16 protein-coding genes are annotated in these 16,782 nt (G+C 41.1%); 6 read left to right on the forward strand and 10 right to left on the reverse strand.

Annotation, left to right across the window (positions count from 1 at the left end):
• The first annotated feature begins 49 nt into the window (after positions 1-49).
• The 4 genes from N782_RS09860 to N782_RS09875 all read left to right on the forward strand — a co-directional run bounded on the left by N782_RS09860 (position 50) and on the right by N782_RS09875 (position 1,505).
• Positions 50-478: a VOC family protein gene (locus tag N782_RS09860; RefSeq protein ID WP_036819069.1), complete on the forward strand. Its 429-nt coding sequence runs from the start codon at positions 50-52 to the stop codon at positions 476-478.
• Between the two features lie 17 nt (positions 479-495).
• On the forward strand, positions 496-969 hold the full coding sequence (locus N782_RS09865; protein ID WP_036819071.1) for a tetratricopeptide repeat protein: 474 nt from the start codon (positions 496-498) through the stop codon (positions 967-969).
• A gap of 15 nt (positions 970-984) precedes the next feature.
• Positions 985-1,164 (forward strand): hypothetical protein, encoded by a 180-nt coding sequence (locus N782_RS09870; protein WP_237582638.1) that lies wholly within the window; start codon positions 985-987, stop codon positions 1,162-1,164.
• Between the two features lie 77 nt (positions 1,165-1,241).
• Positions 1,242-1,505, forward strand: coding sequence for a DUF1292 domain-containing protein (locus N782_RS09875; RefSeq protein WP_036819075.1), 264 nt, complete (start codon positions 1,242-1,244; stop codon positions 1,503-1,505).
• Between the two features lie 286 nt (positions 1,506-1,791).
• On the opposite strand, the gene ilvA is transcribed toward N782_RS09875, so the two are convergent.
• The 9 genes from ilvA to ilvE all read right to left on the reverse strand — a co-directional run bounded on the left by ilvA (position 1,792) and on the right by ilvE (position 12,253).
• Complete coding sequence (gene ilvA / locus N782_RS09880) at positions 1,792-2,745, reverse strand: threonine ammonia-lyase (protein ID WP_036819076.1); 954 nt, start codon at positions 2,743-2,745, stop codon at positions 1,792-1,794.
• A 43-nt stretch (positions 2,746-2,788) separates the two neighbouring features.
• The gene (gene leuD / locus N782_RS09885) at positions 2,789-3,379 is read right to left on the reverse strand and encodes a 3-isopropylmalate dehydratase small subunit (RefSeq protein WP_036819078.1); all 591 of its coding nucleotides are present in this window, start codon (positions 3,377-3,379) and stop codon (positions 2,789-2,791) included.
• A gap of 23 nt (positions 3,380-3,402) precedes the next feature.
• Complete coding sequence (gene leuC, locus N782_RS09890; RefSeq protein WP_036819081.1) at positions 3,403-4,818, reverse strand: 3-isopropylmalate dehydratase large subunit; 1,416 nt, start codon at positions 4,816-4,818, stop codon at positions 3,403-3,405.
• A gap of 28 nt (positions 4,819-4,846) precedes the next feature.
• A complete protein-coding gene (gene leuB / locus N782_RS09895) occupies positions 4,847-5,953 on the reverse strand; it encodes a 3-isopropylmalate dehydrogenase (protein WP_036819084.1) in 1,107 nt (368 codons plus the stop codon).
• A gap of 16 nt (positions 5,954-5,969) precedes the next feature.
• A complete protein-coding gene (locus N782_RS09900; RefSeq protein ID WP_036819086.1) occupies positions 5,970-7,514 on the reverse strand; it encodes a 2-isopropylmalate synthase in 1,545 nt (514 codons plus the stop codon).
• Positions 7,501-8,538, reverse strand: a complete 1,038-nt coding sequence (ilvC, locus tag N782_RS09905; protein ID WP_036819087.1) for a ketol-acid reductoisomerase — start codon at positions 8,536-8,538, stop codon at positions 7,501-7,503. Before ilvC ends, N782_RS09900 begins: the two co-directional genes overlap by 14 nt.
• Positions 8,539-8,608: 70 nt before the next feature.
• Positions 8,609-9,133, reverse strand: coding sequence for an acetolactate synthase small subunit (gene ilvN / locus N782_RS09910; RefSeq protein WP_036819089.1), 525 nt, complete (start codon positions 9,131-9,133; stop codon positions 8,609-8,611).
• The gene (gene ilvB, locus N782_RS09915) at positions 9,130-10,842 is read right to left on the reverse strand and encodes an acetolactate synthase large subunit (RefSeq protein ID WP_052111284.1); all 1,713 of its coding nucleotides are present in this window, start codon (positions 10,840-10,842) and stop codon (positions 9,130-9,132) included. The genes ilvN and ilvB overlap by 4 nt, the downstream gene beginning before the upstream one ends.
• A 502-nt stretch (positions 10,843-11,344) precedes the next feature.
• Positions 11,345-12,253, reverse strand: a complete 909-nt coding sequence (gene ilvE, locus N782_RS09920; protein WP_036819094.1) for a branched-chain-amino-acid transaminase — start codon at positions 12,251-12,253, stop codon at positions 11,345-11,347.
• Positions 12,254-12,797: 544 nt separating this feature from the next.
• On the opposite strand from ilvE, the gene N782_RS09925 reads away from it, so the two are divergent.
• Both N782_RS09925 and N782_RS09930 read left to right on the forward strand, forming a co-directional pair.
• Positions 12,798-13,229 carry an Hsp20/alpha crystallin family protein gene (locus tag N782_RS09925; protein WP_036819098.1) on the forward strand — a complete coding sequence of 144 codons (432 nt, stop codon included), beginning with the start codon at positions 12,798-12,800 and terminating at the stop codon, positions 13,227-13,229.
• Between the two features lie 762 nt (positions 13,230-13,991).
• Complete coding sequence (locus N782_RS09930; protein WP_036819101.1) at positions 13,992-14,315, forward strand: hypothetical protein; 324 nt, start codon at positions 13,992-13,994, stop codon at positions 14,313-14,315.
• A 57-nt stretch (positions 14,316-14,372) separates the two neighbouring features.
• Here N782_RS09930 and N782_RS09935 read toward each other — a convergent pair whose 3' ends face one another.
• The gene (locus tag N782_RS09935) at positions 14,373-16,574 is read right to left on the reverse strand and encodes an FUSC family protein (RefSeq protein WP_036819103.1); all 2,202 of its coding nucleotides are present in this window, start codon (positions 16,572-16,574) and stop codon (positions 14,373-14,375) included.
• Between the last annotated feature and the right edge of the window lie 208 nt (positions 16,575-16,782).

Here is a 16,782-nt window from a genome sequence, read left to right on the forward strand (position 1 = left end):
AAGTCTCGAAGTGTGAAGAGAGGAGAAATCATGTATTGGAGGGTTCCTAATGGTGCCACAACGAATAAGTTTAATCACACTAGGTTGCAAGAATCTCCCTGTTCTTCGAGACTTTTATACATATTTAGGTTGGAAAGAAACAGGGCATGGATATCAGAATTATGCAGTTTTTAAAACTGCAGGAGTGATGTTATCCCTATATCCTCTACAATCATTAGCAGATGATACTGGTTTAGAAGCACCCAAAAATACTAGTGGATTCAAAGGTGTTAGTTTCTCCATTAATGTAGATACTCCAGAACAAGTAGACGATATAATAAATGTGGTTGCCGAGGCAGGAGGAAACATATTAAAAGATCCTAGTAATGAAGGAGACTTTCGTTCTGCTTGCTTTGCCGACCCAGAATATAATGTTTGGGAAGTAGCGTATAATCCTGGTTCAACATTTGATGAACGAGGAGCTATGCTTACAATATAGGTAGGAGTGAAAAGAAAATGCTAGATAAAGCAAAACACCTTTTACAAGAAAATCAATTCGAAAAAGCACTAACTATACTCGTCAAGTTGGTAGAAGCCTCACCTAGTCATGCTGAGACCAATTTTTATTGTGCTGTCTCCCACGACGCGATTGGTATGGAACGAGAGGCGATTCCTTATTATGAGAATGCTTTATCAAATGATATAAATGGGGAACTTCGTGAGAAAACATTTGTGCAATTAGGTAGTAGTTACCGGTGTATAGGTCACTATGAAAATGCTAAAACAACACTCGAAAAAGGGGCAGAGGAGTTCCCGGAAAATAGTGCTATCAAAGCGTTCTTAGCACTTACATTACATAACCTTAATCAAGATGAAAATGCATTAACTATGTTGTTAAACCTTCTATTCACATCTTCTTCAGATCCTTGGATTTCCAAGTATAAACCAGCTCTGGAATTTTATTCAGCCAATTTAGAAAAAACGTGGTAAAGGCAGGTGAATATGGTGATAAACAATAATAACAACAACTTTAACGATGTTACAGATCATCAAAAAAAGATTGAAGGACTTTCATTCAATAAAAGTGGACGTCTTCCGTTGCCAATTCGTATAATAGGTTATTTTCTTACGGGTGGTATTATACTGATGACAGTAATAGCATTTGTAGCGAACTTAGTCTTGTAATAGGGCTAACAAGTATTATTTTATTACATGTTTTCCTTCACCTTCTCACATACTACATGTGAAAAAGAGGTGATCATATGACTCAGAATACAAGCGAAACACCAGAGTATATTGTTTTCAAGGATGAACAAGGCGAAGAGCAACAATATAAAGTGGACGCACTTATTGAGATGAATGGCCATCAGTATGTATTGTACACGCATGATAGGGAGACAAAGATGAATCGGATAGAGCATGAAAATGATAAGGCTACGCTTTGTACGGTTAGTGATGAAGAAGCGGAAGCATTGATGGACGCATATCGGAAAGGGTTAGAGGAAGATTTAGAGGAAGAGAAATAGGAGTTAGTAATAAGAAATATAATTGTAGGCAATACAATCAAAAAAGGAGCCCTGTTTAGGCTCCTTTTTCATCGTCTAGCGTACTATAAAATTCAACGCTTGTGTAAAATTGAAAAAAGTGAAGTGGCCACGTCCAGCTCCAGCGCCCAGCGACTAGCAAACTTCCTGCACCTCCTTACGATAAGTCAACATCGAATCGCTATCGCTCTTCGTGTTTCCTTTATCTCATACGGAGCCGTCCAGTTTGTACGTCGCTAACCGGGCGCTTGCGCTTTTGTTCTTACTTTCAAGCTAGATGTCTGACTTTGTGGTTGCTTGCCAGGTGTTGAATGGTTGGCATTTTGGAGACGTCCATATTGCCGCCACTGACTACAATCCCTACATTTTGTGCGTTAAGATGAGTTCCATGTGCTAAGAGGCCTGCGAATGCTGATGCTCCTGCTCCCTCGACTAGGCTTTTGTTGCGCTCGAGCATGTAAAGCATTGCGGATGCGATATCAGGCTCAGTAACGGTAATAATTTCATCTACATATTGGTTGATGATTGGGAACGTCGCCATGCCTGGTTGTTTCACGGCTATGCCGTCCGCAATTGTCTTGACTTGGGTAAGGGAAGAGGACCCCTGTTTATAAAAACGATTGTACGTTGCACTTGCTTCTTTGGCTTGAACACCTATGACGTTAATATCGGGTTTAATCGATTTAGCAGCGACAGCCACTCCGCTGATTAGGCCACCTCCACCAATAGGGACGAGCAGTGTATCCAAATCTGGATTTTGCTCAAGCATTTCTACGGCGATGGTACCTTGGCCGGCCATTACATCGATGTCATCAAATGGATGAACGAAAACGCTGTTGTTCTGCTCTTGATCCTCTAGTGCGGCCTGATAAGCTTCCTGAAAAGATTCACCTGTTAGCATGATAGTAGCTCCATATGCTTTCGTAGCCCGAATTTTTGCCTCTGGTGTATGCTCAGGCATATAAATTTTTGCTTCGATGCCTCGTTTGGAAGCGGCTAGTGCAACGCCCTGCGCATGATTACCTGCGGATGCGGCAATAACCCCTCGACTTGCTTCTTGCTGCGTTAATTGCGAGATCTTATAGCTGGCACCTCTTACTTTAAAGGCACCGGTTTTTTGTTGGTTTTCCATTTTAAAGAAAATATTTTTTCCTGTCATTTCGTTAATGGATGTTGAGGTTTGTAAAGGGGTTCGATGAACGATATCTTTTAGATGATTCATCGCCTCCGTGACTTTTGTTCCTGTTAAGCAATTCCCAATGTCTTCACACTCCTAATGTTTGTTTTTCGTACTCATCAATCTTATCCTGCTTGGTTAAGGTAACGGCGATTTCATCCCAGCCGTTAATAAGCATTTCTTTAGAGTAATTATCAATGTCAAAATGCGCATGAAAATCATACTCATCCGAGACAGTTTGTTCCTCAAGATTTACCGTTAGAGGATAATCCTCAGCTTCTGCACGGTTCATTAATTCCTGAGTTTGCTCTTCTGATAGTGTAACAGGTAGAATACCATTTTTCACACAGTTATTATAAAAAATGTCAGCGAAACTTGGAGCAATAATGACTCTGAAACCAAAGTCTTCTAATGCCCATGGGGCGTGCTCCCGAGAGGAGCCGCACCCAAAGTTTTCACCAGCTACTAGGATGGTAGCGTCTTGATATTTTTCCTCGTTTAAAGAGAAATCTTCTTTCGCTGTACCATCCTCGTAATAGCGCCAATTATAAAAAAGGAATTGGCCAAAGCCTTGGCGCTCGATGCGCTTAAGGAATTGCTTGGGAATGATTTGGTCAGTATCTACGTTGGCACGGTTTAACGGATAAACCTTGCCTGTGTGTTGTTGGATCGGTTCCATGATATCCCTCCTTGAGTAAAAAGTTAAACCGGCTGCTCGGTGTATTGTCTTACATCTACAAAACGACCTTCAATTGCTGCAATGGCTGCCATCTCAGGGCTAACAAGGTGCGTTCTTGCATCTGTACCTTGTCGTCCTTCGAAATTACGATTGGAAGTTGATGCGCATCGTTCTCCCGGTGGGATGATGTCATCGTTCATTGCTAGACACATACTACAACCTGCATCACGCCACTGGAATCCAGCTGATTTGAAGACGTTGTCCAATCCTTCTGCTTCAGCTGCCTCTTTGACTGATTTAGAACCAGGTACAACTAGTGCGTTAATAGAAGGGTGAACCTGCTTACCACGAACAATATCAGCTGCTTTTCTCAAGTCACTTAGGCGAGAGTTCGTGCATGATCCAATAAACACATGCTCTAGTTGAATGGAGGAGATAGATTGACCAGCTTCCAAATCCATATATTCTAGTGCACGTTGAATTTCAGCTTTTTCATTTACCGTTTCTCCACTTTCAGGTGTTGGGACTGTCGCGCTTACTGGAACACACATACCTGGATTCGTTCCCCATGTTACTTGAGGTTCCACTTCGTCAGCATCAATTTCGACTGTTGCATCATATTCAGCACCTTCATCTGTTGCAAGAGCTCTCCACTCTTCGACTGCTTTATCGAAGTCTTCTCCTTTTGGAGCATGGCGCTTTCCACGGATATACTCAAATGTTGTTTCGTCAGGGCTAATCAACCCAGCACGTGCTCCTGCTTCAATGGACATATTGCAAACGGTCATGCGTTCTTCCATAGATAAAGAACGAATGGCTTGACCTGTGTACTCAATAATGTATCCAGTACCGAAACGCACACCATATTTTGCAATGATAGCCAAAATTAAGTCTTTCGCTGTGACGCCTTTCCCTAGTTCACCATTGACCTTTACATTCAACGTTTTAGGGCTAGCTTGCCATAGTGTTTGAGTAGCTAGGACATGCTCAACTTCGCTTGTTCCGATACCAAATGCTATAGCGCCAAACGCTCCATGTGTGGAGGTGTGGCTATCACCACAAACAATTGTTTTCCCAGGGTGGGTTAAACCAAGTTCAGGTCCGATTACGTGAACGATACCTTGATCAGGGTGATCGATATCTGCAAGTTCTACACCAAACTCATTACAATTTTGCTTAAGTGTTTCCATTTGTTTTTTTGATACTTCATCTTTAATGACATTACGGTGGATTGTTGGTACGTTGTGGTCCATCGTAGCGTACGTCAACTCTGGGCGGCGAACTTTACGGTTATTTAGACGAAGCCCCTCAAATGCCTGAGGGGAGGTTACTTCATGTACTAGATGAAGGTCAACATATAAAAGATCCGGTTTCCCTTCTTCTTGATGGACCAAGTGTTTGTTCCATATTTTATCGATGATTGTTTTGGGCTGTGTCATTGATTTCACTCCTTCTTGCTTAGGCTTTCTATGCGTAACAGGTCATGATGCTATTGGTAGCGTCTTGAGACGTGACATGTTCAAGTACGCGACGTGTCATTTCTTTTGTACCTACAAGCTGGCCATTTTTAACATCTAAATCTCCAGTGTGATACCCATCTTGAAGTACTTGTTGTACAGCTTCTTCAACGATGTTCGCTTCTTTTTCAAGATGGAAAGAATGGCGAAGCATCATTGCGGTTGAAAGAATCATAGCTAATGGATTAGCGACACCCTTTCCTGCAATATCTGGCGCTGAACCATGAACAGGTTCATATAAACCAACACCATCATCGCGTAAACTTGCAGAAGGAAGCATACCTAGTGATCCTGTTAATACAGATGCTTCATCACTTAAAATATCTCCAAACATATTTTCCGTTACGATGACATCAAAATCAGTAGGAGCTGTAATGAGTTTCATAGCAGCTGCATCGACTAATTGATGTTCAACTGTGACATCAGGATAGTCTGCCTTTTTCTCTTCAACAACTTCACGCCAAAGTTTACTAGATTCAAGCACGTTTGCTTTATCAACAGAAGTTAAGTGCTTGCGGCGAAGCTGAGCGGATTTAAAAGCATTATCAACAATGCGTTCGATTTCGCTTCGTTCATAAGCCAATGTATCTACAACAGAGTTTCCATCGTGGCTTCGTTCGCTTGGCTTTCCAAAATAAAGACCACCAGTTAGTTCACGGACAATTAAAAGGTCGCTACCATCTACCACCTCATGCTTAAGAGGGGAGGAGTGTAGTAGTTGAGGAAAGCCTTTAATAGGTCGTAAGTTTGCGAAAAGCCCTAATGATTTACGAATACCAAGTAACCCTTTCTCTGGTCGAAGGTGAGAGGGGTTTTGATCCCATTTCGGACCTCCAACAGCTCCAAGGAGGACTGCATCGGCTTGCTCGCAAGCTCGAACGGTATCTTGGGGTAGGGGAGTGCCATGTTGATCAATGGCAACTCCACCAATATCATGTGTGTGGTACGTAAACGTATGATTGAAACGTTCCGTAATGGCATCTAACACTTGCTTTGCAGATTGGATGACTTCGCTACCGATGCCATCCCCCGGAAGCAAGACGATTTGTTTTTCCATCAAAAACATCCTCCTTTTATAAATTTGCTGTTTGTTTTGGTTGAGCATTAGGGTTAAGCAGTACGCGATTGACAGCGTTTAGAAAAGCGTGTGCTGACGCTTCTAATACGTCTTGAGCAGCACCACGACCGTTAATTGGTACGTCATTTACAGTAAGTCGTACATGGACTTCTGCTAGAGCGTCACGTCCTTCGCCGATGGAACTCAAACGATAATCCTCTAGGTGTACCTCTTCTTGAATCAATGAATCTAGTGTGTTGTATATAGCTTCAACACTTCCCCGACCAGTACCAGCTGTTTCTTCTTTAGAACCATCAGGTGTTGTTAGGACAACTGTGGCGGTTGGGATGTTATTCGATCCATACTGTACTTGGAATGCATCCAATTTATACTTAGGAGCATCTTGTGTATCGGTTTGTACATTTGTAAGAATGGTGAAAAGATCTTCATCGGTTACTTCTTTTTTACGGTCCGTTAGACTTTTGAAAGATTTAAAGGCTTCCATTAAGTTCTCTTCGGAAAGGGAATAGCCAAGACTTTCTACTTTTTCTACGAATGCGTGTTTACCAGAATGCTTGCCTAATACCATGTTGCTCTTATGAATGCCAACCATTTCTGGTGTGATGATTTCATAAGTGGAAGCATTCTTTAGCATGCCATCTTGGTGAATACCGGATTCATGAGCGAAGGCATTGCGACCAACGACTGCTTTGTTTCCGGGTACCTCCATACCAGTAAATTTACTAACTAGATCGCTTGTTCTCTTGATTTCACTAAGAACTAAATTTGTTTGATGATCATAATAATTATTTCGGATGGTTAGAGCGACCGCGATTTCTTCAAGACTGGCATTTCCGGCACGCTCTCCGATGCCATTGATTGTGCCTTCCACTTGAGTAGCGCCATTTTCAATAGCTGCTAGGGAATTTGCGACTGCCATGCCAAGGTCATCATGACAATGTGCAGATAGGGATACTTGATCAATGTTTGGTACATTTTCACGAAGGTAACGGAAAAGCTCCCCGTATTCTGCTGGTGTTGTATAGCCTACTGTGTCTGGTACGTTAATGACCGTAGCACCAGCATCAATTACTTTTTCAATGATTCGTACTAGAAATTCGCGATCAGAACGACATGCATCCTCTGCTGACCATTCCACCTGTGGAAATTTTTCTCTAGCATAAGACACCATATCTACGGCAATATCAATCACTTCATCTGGTGATTTCTGTAGCTTGTGTGTCATGTGAATAGGGGAGGTTGCTAGGAAAATATGCAAGCGAGGCTCTGCAGCATCTTTTAACGCTTCCCACGCTGTATCAATATCTGACTTCTTTGCTCTGGCTAAGCCAGTTACGGAAGAATTCTCGATTGTACGGGCGATTGTCTGCACAGAGTGAAATTCACTTTGGGAGGAAGCGGGGAAGCCCGCTTCCATAATATCTACACCAAAACGTTCCAATTGCTTGGCGATTTCAAGTTTCTCTAATTGATTCAAGTTTACGCCAGGGGACTGTTCGCCATCTCGTAGGGTGGTGTCAAAGACCTTAACGTGAGCCATTATTGACCACTTCCTTTTCAGATTTGACTTTTTCAGATTCCTTAACGAAAGGCATTAGCTCTCGTAATTCACGACCAACTTGCTCGATCTGATGTTGGTTCTCACGAACGTTGATTGCGTTAAATTCAGGACGATTTGCCTGGTTCTCAAGAATCCATCCTTTTGCGAAAGCACCTGTTTGGATGTCGTTTAGGACACCTTTCATGCGTTCTTTCGTGTCTTCATCAACTACTCGCTTACCGGAAACGAAATCTCCCCACTGAGCTGTATCGGATACAGAATAGCGCATGTTCTCTAGTCCACCTTCATACATAAGGTCAACAATTAGTTTCAGTTCGTGCATACATTCAAAATAAGCAACCTCTGGTTGATAACCAGCTTCAGTAAGAGTTTCAAAGCCAGCTTTTACTAGGCTTGAAAGTCCGCCACATAGTACTGCTTGCTCGCCGAATAGATCTGTTTCAGTCTCTTCTTGGAAAGATGTTTCTAGTACGCCTGCTCGACCAGAACCAATACCTTTAGCATAGGCTTTCGCAACTTCACTTGCCTGCCCAGTGTAATCCTGGAAAACCCCATATAGGGAAGGAACTCCTGCGCCTTCCTCAAATGTACGTCGTACTAGATGTCCTGGTCCTTTTGGAGCTACTAGGAATACATCCACATCAGCAGGTGGTACCACTTGATTGAAGTGAACGTTGAAGCCGTGAGCAAATGCCAATGCATTTCCTGGCTGTAGATTTGGTTTAATATCATGTTCAAATACGGAAGGTTGATGCTCATCTGGTAGAAGCACCATAACCACGTCTGCTTCTGCAACTGCGTCAGCTACACGCTTAACTACTTGGCCGTCGTTTTCTGCTTTCGTCCATGACTTTCCTGGGCGAAGTCCTACTACTACGTTATAGCCACTTTCTTTAAGGTTTTGCGCGTGAGCGTGACCTTGAGAGCCATATCCTACTACTGCAACCTTTTTCGCTTTTAATACCTCGTCTTGAATATCGTTGTGATAAAGTACCTCTGCCATGTTTGATCATCCTTTCGAATTTTTAAAAGTTTTGGATTATATTAATCTTGCTAGTTCGTATTGATAGGTCCTATTGCAATAAAGAATAGGAGGAGGGGAGGTCAGCAACCTGAGGTTGCTGTCCCCTTTGAAATGCTGTTAGTCCTGTTCGAGCTAATTCTTTAATTCCGTATGGTCGAAGCAATTCAATGAGTGCTTCGACTTTCTCGGATTTGCCTGTGGCTTGGACGGTAAGGCTCTCCTTACTAACGTCAATGACATCTGCTCGAAATGGTTCAATGATACCCTGAATTTCGCTTCGCTGCTGAGCGTTGCTACCCACCTTAATGAGGGCAAGCTCTCTAGCTACTATGGCTTTCTCTGTAATATCGGAAACTTTCAAAACATCAACTTGTTTGTTTAATTGTTTTGTAAGTTGCTCAAGTTTTTGAAAATCTTCTACATCTACGACAAATGTCATTTTGGAAATGCCTTCTGTTTCTGTGCGCCCAACCGATATACTTTCAATGTTAAATTGCCTTTTTTGGAGTAGACCTGTAATTCGGTTTAGTACGCCGCTTCTGTTTTGAACGGTTGCGGTTATAATTCGCTTCATGTTGGTTTCACTCCAATCATCTCATGCAATCCTTTTCCAGGAGCGATCATAGGGTAGACGTTTTCTTGCTGAAGAACTCGGCAATCTAATACGACTGGTTCGTCGTTTTGCATTAGTTCTGGTAGCACTTCTTCTAAATGCTGCTGGCTTTCAATTTTAAGTGCGTTCACATTGTAACTTTCACTTAGTTTTACGAAATCCGGCTGGGTATGAAGGAGTGATTCAGAATAGCGCTCTTCATAGAATTTTTCTTGCCATTGTCGAACCATTCCAAGTGCTTCGTTGTTTACAATTACCACTTTGACTGGATACCGTTTTTCTTGAAGGATGGAAAGCTCTTGCATTGTCATTTGGAAGCCACCATCTCCAACTACTGCAACAGAAGCCTTTTCTGGATTTGCAAGATAAGCACCGATGGCTGCAGGGAAACCAAAGCCCATTGTTCCAAGTCCTCCTGATGTTACCCAGCGATTTGGCTCATTAAAGGTGTAGTACTGAGCTGCCCACATTTGATGCTGTCCGACATCCGTTGTTACAACGGCATCCCCGTTGGTTGCTTCATGAACTTTTTCCATCAACCATTGAGGTACCATTTTTTCATCAGGATTGTTGTACCAAAGTGGGTACTCTTGTTTATATTCTTGAAGATGGCGTAGCCAGTCTCCGTGATTCGTAGATTCTACATCATGTTTTTGAAGAACTTTCAAAGCTTCTTTGGAGTCAGCCACGATAGGAATGTGCGTTGTGATGTTTTTCCCAATCTCAGCTGGATCGATGTCTACGTGAGCGACTGTTGCATTTGGAGCGAAATGTTCCAGCTTTCCAGTTAAGCGATCATCGAACCTTGAGCCAATATTGATAAGCAAGTCGCATTCATATAACGCCATGTTGGCGGCGTAAGTTCCGTGCATACCGGCCATTCCTAGGAAAAGTTCATCGTTTCCAGGGTAGCCTCCCAAACCTAGTAACGTGTTCGTAACTGGTATTCCATGATGGTGAGCAAATTCTTTTAATTCTTCTGAAGCATTCCCGTGGATAATACCAGCTCCTGTAAGCAATACAGGCTTTTTCGCTTTTGCCAATGCATCCTCAAGCTTTTTAACTTGCAGTGGATTTGGCTTAAGGTTTGGTTGATAGCCTGGAAGATAGAAGGTTGATTCGTATTCTTCTTCCGCTGGACCGGATGAAATGTTTTTCGGTATATCCACCACTACAGGACCAGGTCTGCCAGTAGAAGCGATATGGAAAGCTTCTCTAACAATACGAGGTAGGTCACTGATGGATTGAACTTGGTAATTGTGTTTTGTAATCGGTGTCGTGATTCCCATTACGTCTGCTTCCTGAAAGGCATCTGTGCCAATGACGTTTGAGGCCACCTGACCTGTAAAAATAACTAAAGGTAACGAGTCCATCATAGCGTCAGCTATACCTGTAATAAGGTTTGTAGCTCCTGGTCCAGAAGTAGCAATGACAACTCCAGGCTTTCCTGAAACTCGTGCGTAACCTTCAGCTGCATGAATTGCGCCTTGTTCATGGCGAGTTAAAATGTGCTCAAATCCATCTCCAGCTCTGTAGATTGCGTCATAAATAGGTAAGACAGCACCTCCGGGATAACCGAATAGTGTATCAACTTTTTCCTGTATCAAAGCTTTGACGAGTAGATCAGCACCTGTATTTGGCTTAGAGTGAGAGTCTGTGTTCATGGCCATTTTTGCTTCTACCTTCACCTGTAATCCCTCCATTTCAATGAATAGTTTTTTATTAACCGTTCCTCTGTTGGTGGGAACGTTCCCATTGAGTTATTTTTAGTGAAAATTTGAAATTACCTAACTATTTTGGTCGAAAAAAATACCAAGATCTAAATCACCCCAAATACGACCGCCACCTATATGGCGGATGTGTAGGGGCGAAAGATCTTGGCTTTCGCGGTACCACCCTAATTTATAGTATCCTTTCGAACACTACCTTATGAGACTACCCGCAAGATGAAAAAGAGATAAGGGGGGTCTCTTTTGATAACAGGTGCATGGTCAACACCTGGCTGAGCCTACTAAACGAATCGTTCAGCCCAGCACTCAGGGATGATGTCGGATTAAGGTGTATTTCCGGGCTTCCAGCAACCCCGGCTCTCTGTGAATACAGCATCTTAAACCTTTATTCCCGTCGTCGTGTTTCACGACTATGCTTTTATCAAAATACAATGAATGTTTCTCAGCTTACAACAGCGTCTTGTTGACTATCTGGGTAGCATTGTACCCCATCTCTTGTTACAAGTTCTCTAAATAGGGCAAGAAGTTCGTTTGTCATCTCACCTGGTTTACCTTCGCCTATTTTACGTTGGTCAACCTCTACAACAGCGATGACTTCAGCTGCTGTACCAGTAAGGAATACTTCATCTGCTACATATACGTCATGGCGAGTAAATGGTTCTTCTTTCAAGTCGTAGCCATGTTCTTTAGCTAAATCAATAATGGCGTTCCTAGTAACACCTTCAAGTGCTCCTAAATAAACAGGAGGCGTGTATATCGTGCCATTTTTCACAATGAAGATATTATCTGCAGAACCTTCTGTTACATATCCTTGATCATTAAGCATTAAAGCTTCATCTACACCAGCTTGGTTTGCCTCTAATTTAACCAAAATATTATTTAAATAGTTAAGTGACTTAACTTGTGGGCTTAATACGTCCGGGCGATTCCGTCTAGTAGAAACGGATCCCAATCGTAGTCCTCGTTCATATAATTCCTTAGGGAAAAGAGCGAGTGCTTCTGCAATCACCACTACTCGTGGTGCTGAACAGCTTGATGGATCTAGGCCAAGGTTTCCTGCGCCACGAGATACAACGACGCGGATATATGCATTATCTAATTCATTGTGTCTGATCGTATTGACAATAATCTGCTTTAATTCCTCCTTTGTGTATGGAACATCCAGCAAGATAGATTGTGCGGATTCATATAGGCGTTTAATATGTTCTTCTAAACGGAAGACGTTCCCGCTATAGGCGCGAATTCCTTCGAACACCCCGTCTCCATATAAAAATCCATGATCATAAACAGATACTACGGCTTCTTCCTTATTCACGAATTGGCCGTTCAGGAAAATCCATTGACTGCTCATACTAACACTCCTTTCCTTTAAAGTTTTTGTTATGAGATGTGTTAAAGCATTTAAGTTTTAAGATAGCCCCTGCGAAGTCAACTTTATTTGTAGTTGTGCGCTTAGGGCTTTTGTCAACCCCCTGAGTAGAAACAGGAGAGCGTTGGAATTCGATAGGTAATGAACAGCTATCGGTTTGTTGTGATTGATGACAATCATAAGCCCGTTTTGAGCTGTGGTCAACAGGTATATTCTAATTTTTCAGATAGTTTTGACTAATCAGAATATAAGAAACCGCTTACATCGTTGTCTTTATAACAAACCGTGTGGTCGAAAAAAATTATAAAAAAATTAAATTTGTTTTCTTTAAATAGACTGTTGTCTTTCTAGAAAGAACAAAAATGAGCTGTGTAATGGACAACTATTCATATTAAAATACTGTCATGATGGACTTTTTCTCATATTTCTCAAAAGAAAAAGAAAAACCGTGATAAATGTCCAGACATTAAGTAGGCGAACCACATACATTGATTATAGGTCAGTATTAAGAAAGGAGCGTAGCATCATGTCTTCTAAAGAGAATAGAGAGGTTCGCCGTCGAAGTATGTTTGATCAACTTTTCGATATTCATCCTAATCGGTCATTACTCGATACAATGGATCAATTTTTTACAGATGCTTTTGGAGCTGGAGGAGGTCTCCCTGTATCCCGTCACGATAGTAAAAACCATTACACAATTGAGGCGACTTTGCCAGGGGTTTCCAAGGAAGAGATTGATTTGGAATTAATGGATAACACGTTACGAATCACAGTAGATCGACAAGAATCAGTTATCGATGACAATGCTAAAGCAATGAGTGAAAGGAAATCGTATCTTGAAAGAACGATTCGTTTACCAGAGAATCTAGTGTTAAGAGAGATGAGAGCAAAATATGATAATGGGGTATTGAAGGTTCGATTCCCTAAACGTAGAGGGAAGAAGATTGATATTGAGTAGAGGAAAGGACGTGTTAAACGTCCTTTTTTAATTTGTATTAGTAGAGTATAGGGGGGGAGGAGTTATTCAAGATAAGAGGCATTATCTTGAAGACTTGGAATCGAGATAAATTAGTAATCGTAAAAATAAGTGGAATGTTTACGTTGCTTTAGATGGAAAAAAGGTGGCCGTGGAACAACTCGCGTCCTGCCGGCGAGCTGGCAAGCCTCCTCAAGCCCAAGGTCGGGGCTTTCCGGGGTCTTGCCTACCTCTTTCTCCGGCGGGAGTCTCCTTGTTCCACGGCCACCTTTGCTGTTATTCGGATGAACGTAAACATGGCCAGTCTAGAGTGGGGATGGTAATATGGCCTATATTCTTAATGAGAGTAAAGGCCATTCGTTCGCTATTTGATAACTCCATTAGAAGATGAACTGCTTATAGCCTTAGGTCCGATCACAATATATTGGAAGGGTTGGGTGGGAAACGACGAGACTCCCGCGGGAGAAAGAGGTAGGCAAGATCCCCTGAGGGTGCTTTCCCCGAAGGTAGCTTGCCAGCTCGCCCGCAGGACGCGAGTTGTTTCCCACCCAACCCTAATGATTTTAAAGTATCGGACCTATTCCAATATATCTCGAATCCAAGTCTTCAACATAATGGGGCTTTTACGTAACATTCATGAATATTAGTTTAAAAATAAACTACGATCCAAACATTAAATGTTAGAAAATTGAAACATCATACCTTCTCTTTCGTAAATAGTAGGTGGAGAAAGGGGAGTTTACTATGCGTACGGTCATTATTGCTGTGGTGACCATAATTATTGAAACAATTCTATTATGGCTTTTATCTCTATGGATAGGTGTGAATATCATGGAGATCTTACTGCTTGGTGGAATATCGATTTTTGGAGTAGTTTGGTTTTTCCAACATGGTTCAACCTATGCCAGTAATCAAGTGAATTCCATGACTAGAGGTTGGACTGGGCTAGATGCTGGTGGGGTTAGAGTTTTTCGGTTTAAATTTGGTCCAATTGTATTTGGGTTGCTTATATTTATACTAATCAGTCTAGTCATTACTGTTGTTTATTATGGTGGAGATTTAGCTTAATGACACACTCATATGCTTTCTTTCATCTGTATGTAAAAAATGATAAGTAGGTCGTTCCTACTTATCATTTTCTTCTAGTGTGCTAGGAGCAGATTGGACAGTGGCTCCCATATCTGTTGCAAGAGTTACAATGGATTGGTTAATACGCCAAATGTAATATAGCTTATACACAAATAATTGTTGGGAAAGGGATGATCCTAAGTTTGAGTATCGTTCAACAATTTTCCTGTCCTCTTCTAGTTCCCAGACTGTTATATTTCCTTGCCCTTTTATAAGCTGAGTTAGATTTTTTATATTAACGATTAGATAGTTTTTGGTATGTGTTAATGTTTCTTGAATAATAGCATCCATGTCTGGGATGGGGTGGCGTGTTGAATGTAAATGTTTTGCAAAATAATTAATGGCAATTAGTACGGTTAACCATCGCTCAATACCAGAACGAGCTAATCTTCCTGGGCGATTTCTTAGGGAGATGGAATCGATGCGTAATTGGTCAAGTTGCTGATCTAGTTCAAAGCTTTTCTCTGCGAAATTATTATGTGAGTCCTTACCTAATAAGTGATCAAGATAGGCTTCAATATAGGAGGAGAGTTCTTCTAAAAACAAAGTCATGGTTTCAGCTACTTTGTCCTTTGTTTTTGTTGGGAATACTAGGGTAGCAGCAAGTAAACCGATATAAGCTCCGATAAATGTGTCTACTACTCGAACTCCCATGACTTCTTGGGTGATTCCTCCAAGTAGTAAATCGTATAACATAGCAATAATCATGGTAATCCAAAAAATCATGATGGAATAAGAAACAGGGAATAAGTAAAAAGCCATGAAAATACAAAAGAAAATAAACGCTATTTCTACAGTAGTATTTGAGATAATTTGTGCAACTCCGAAGCCAACTACAGCTCCAAGGACTGTTCCTAATGTACGTTGATTTGCTTTAACAAACGTACTTCCTACAGATTCAGTTCCCATAAAGATAATAAAGGAAGAAAGAAGAATCCAATATGGATGTGTTGGAGTGAGTGTGTATCCCAAGTAAACGGATATACTACCGGCAATCACAGCCTGGATAGCTTTCTTTGTAGCTGGATACAATCCTCTATTTTCTTCAGTTGAATCATCTTCTTCTACTATTTCTTCTTCGTGATAATTTCCTGAATGATCTACACGTTCCTGGTGAAGCTCCGAAGCCCCTTCAATGACATGATTCGCAATTGATTCTATACGCCTTACTAAGTATAACCACTCTTCTTGATCTTCGCTTGTTGTGTACCTGATTTGTGTTCGTAATGCTTGAATTGCTTTTTCGGCTCGATTGAGTTGATCCATTACATTATCATCACGCAAAACTCTCACATTTCGAATCGACTCCAGTACATCAAGAAGTGCATCTTGGAATGGTGTCGCTTGGAAAGCTTGCAATTCTCTAAGTCTTTGAATGGTTGGAGACAAGGTCTGCATGAGCATCTCAGCATCATACACATATAGACGAAGTTCATTCGCTCGAATCCCTTTCCATACGTTTCCCGGATTGGTTGTCCCTAATTGACCGGAAATATTTCGTGCGTACTCATTTAATTTTGTTAGATTACGGTCCAATTTTTTTATCTGTCTTGAAGTTAATGAAGGGGAAACCACCATTTCTTTGACGAGATTAAGGATAAGATTCGTTTGAATATGAAAGGAATGCATACTCTTTTTAAGAACTTGATTTGGTTTGTTTTTTAATAGGATAAAATTAAAGAAATAACTATAGAGAATTCCAATTGCTATGCTGAGATAATACCAAGCTACATAATCGAACTGTACATTTAGTATTGTAGTAAAGTAAATAGAAAGAAAGGCAATCATACATATTGAAAAATACCGAATGGAGAATCTAGCTAGATAAAATGCTAAAAAAACGACAAATAAGATTAATACATCAGAAAGGTGGTAGAACCCTAACAGGAAGCTCCCCAATGTGATTGATATAGCACTAGATAGGCCCATGAGCCAAACAGTTACCTTTTTCTGTGCCTCTGTTTCATCAAATAGTACAAAGGAACTGACTAATCCTACAACACCTGCAAATATTGGCATTGTTACATTGGTGCTACTATTATCTAGAAAAAACAAAATATAATTGGTAGTAACGACACTTAAAATAACGCTTAATGTGATTTTGATAGCGGTCATTAATCTCATTCGACCGGGGTCGGATGCGGACAGACGTGCGCTTAAATGACGGATAAATTGGATAAAGGATGTTTGTGAATTCATATCTTTATCATACTTGATAACGACTCTACAGTCCAAGGTATGTGTATTATAGAAAATATTCAAAAATTATTCAGTATGTCTATTCAATAAGGTAGCTTTCCATCTATTAGGTAGGAAAGCTATCTTATTGCTCTCGGTTAAATATTTAACATGTTTGCTTTAACACCATATTATTTACACATAAAGAAGTAATCTTATGCCTGCTAAG

The organism is Pontibacillus yanchengensis Y32, assembly GCF_000770635.1.
In the GTDB taxonomy this organism is placed as follows: Bacteria; Bacillota; Bacilli; order Bacillales; family BH030062; genus Pontibacillus; species Pontibacillus yanchengensis.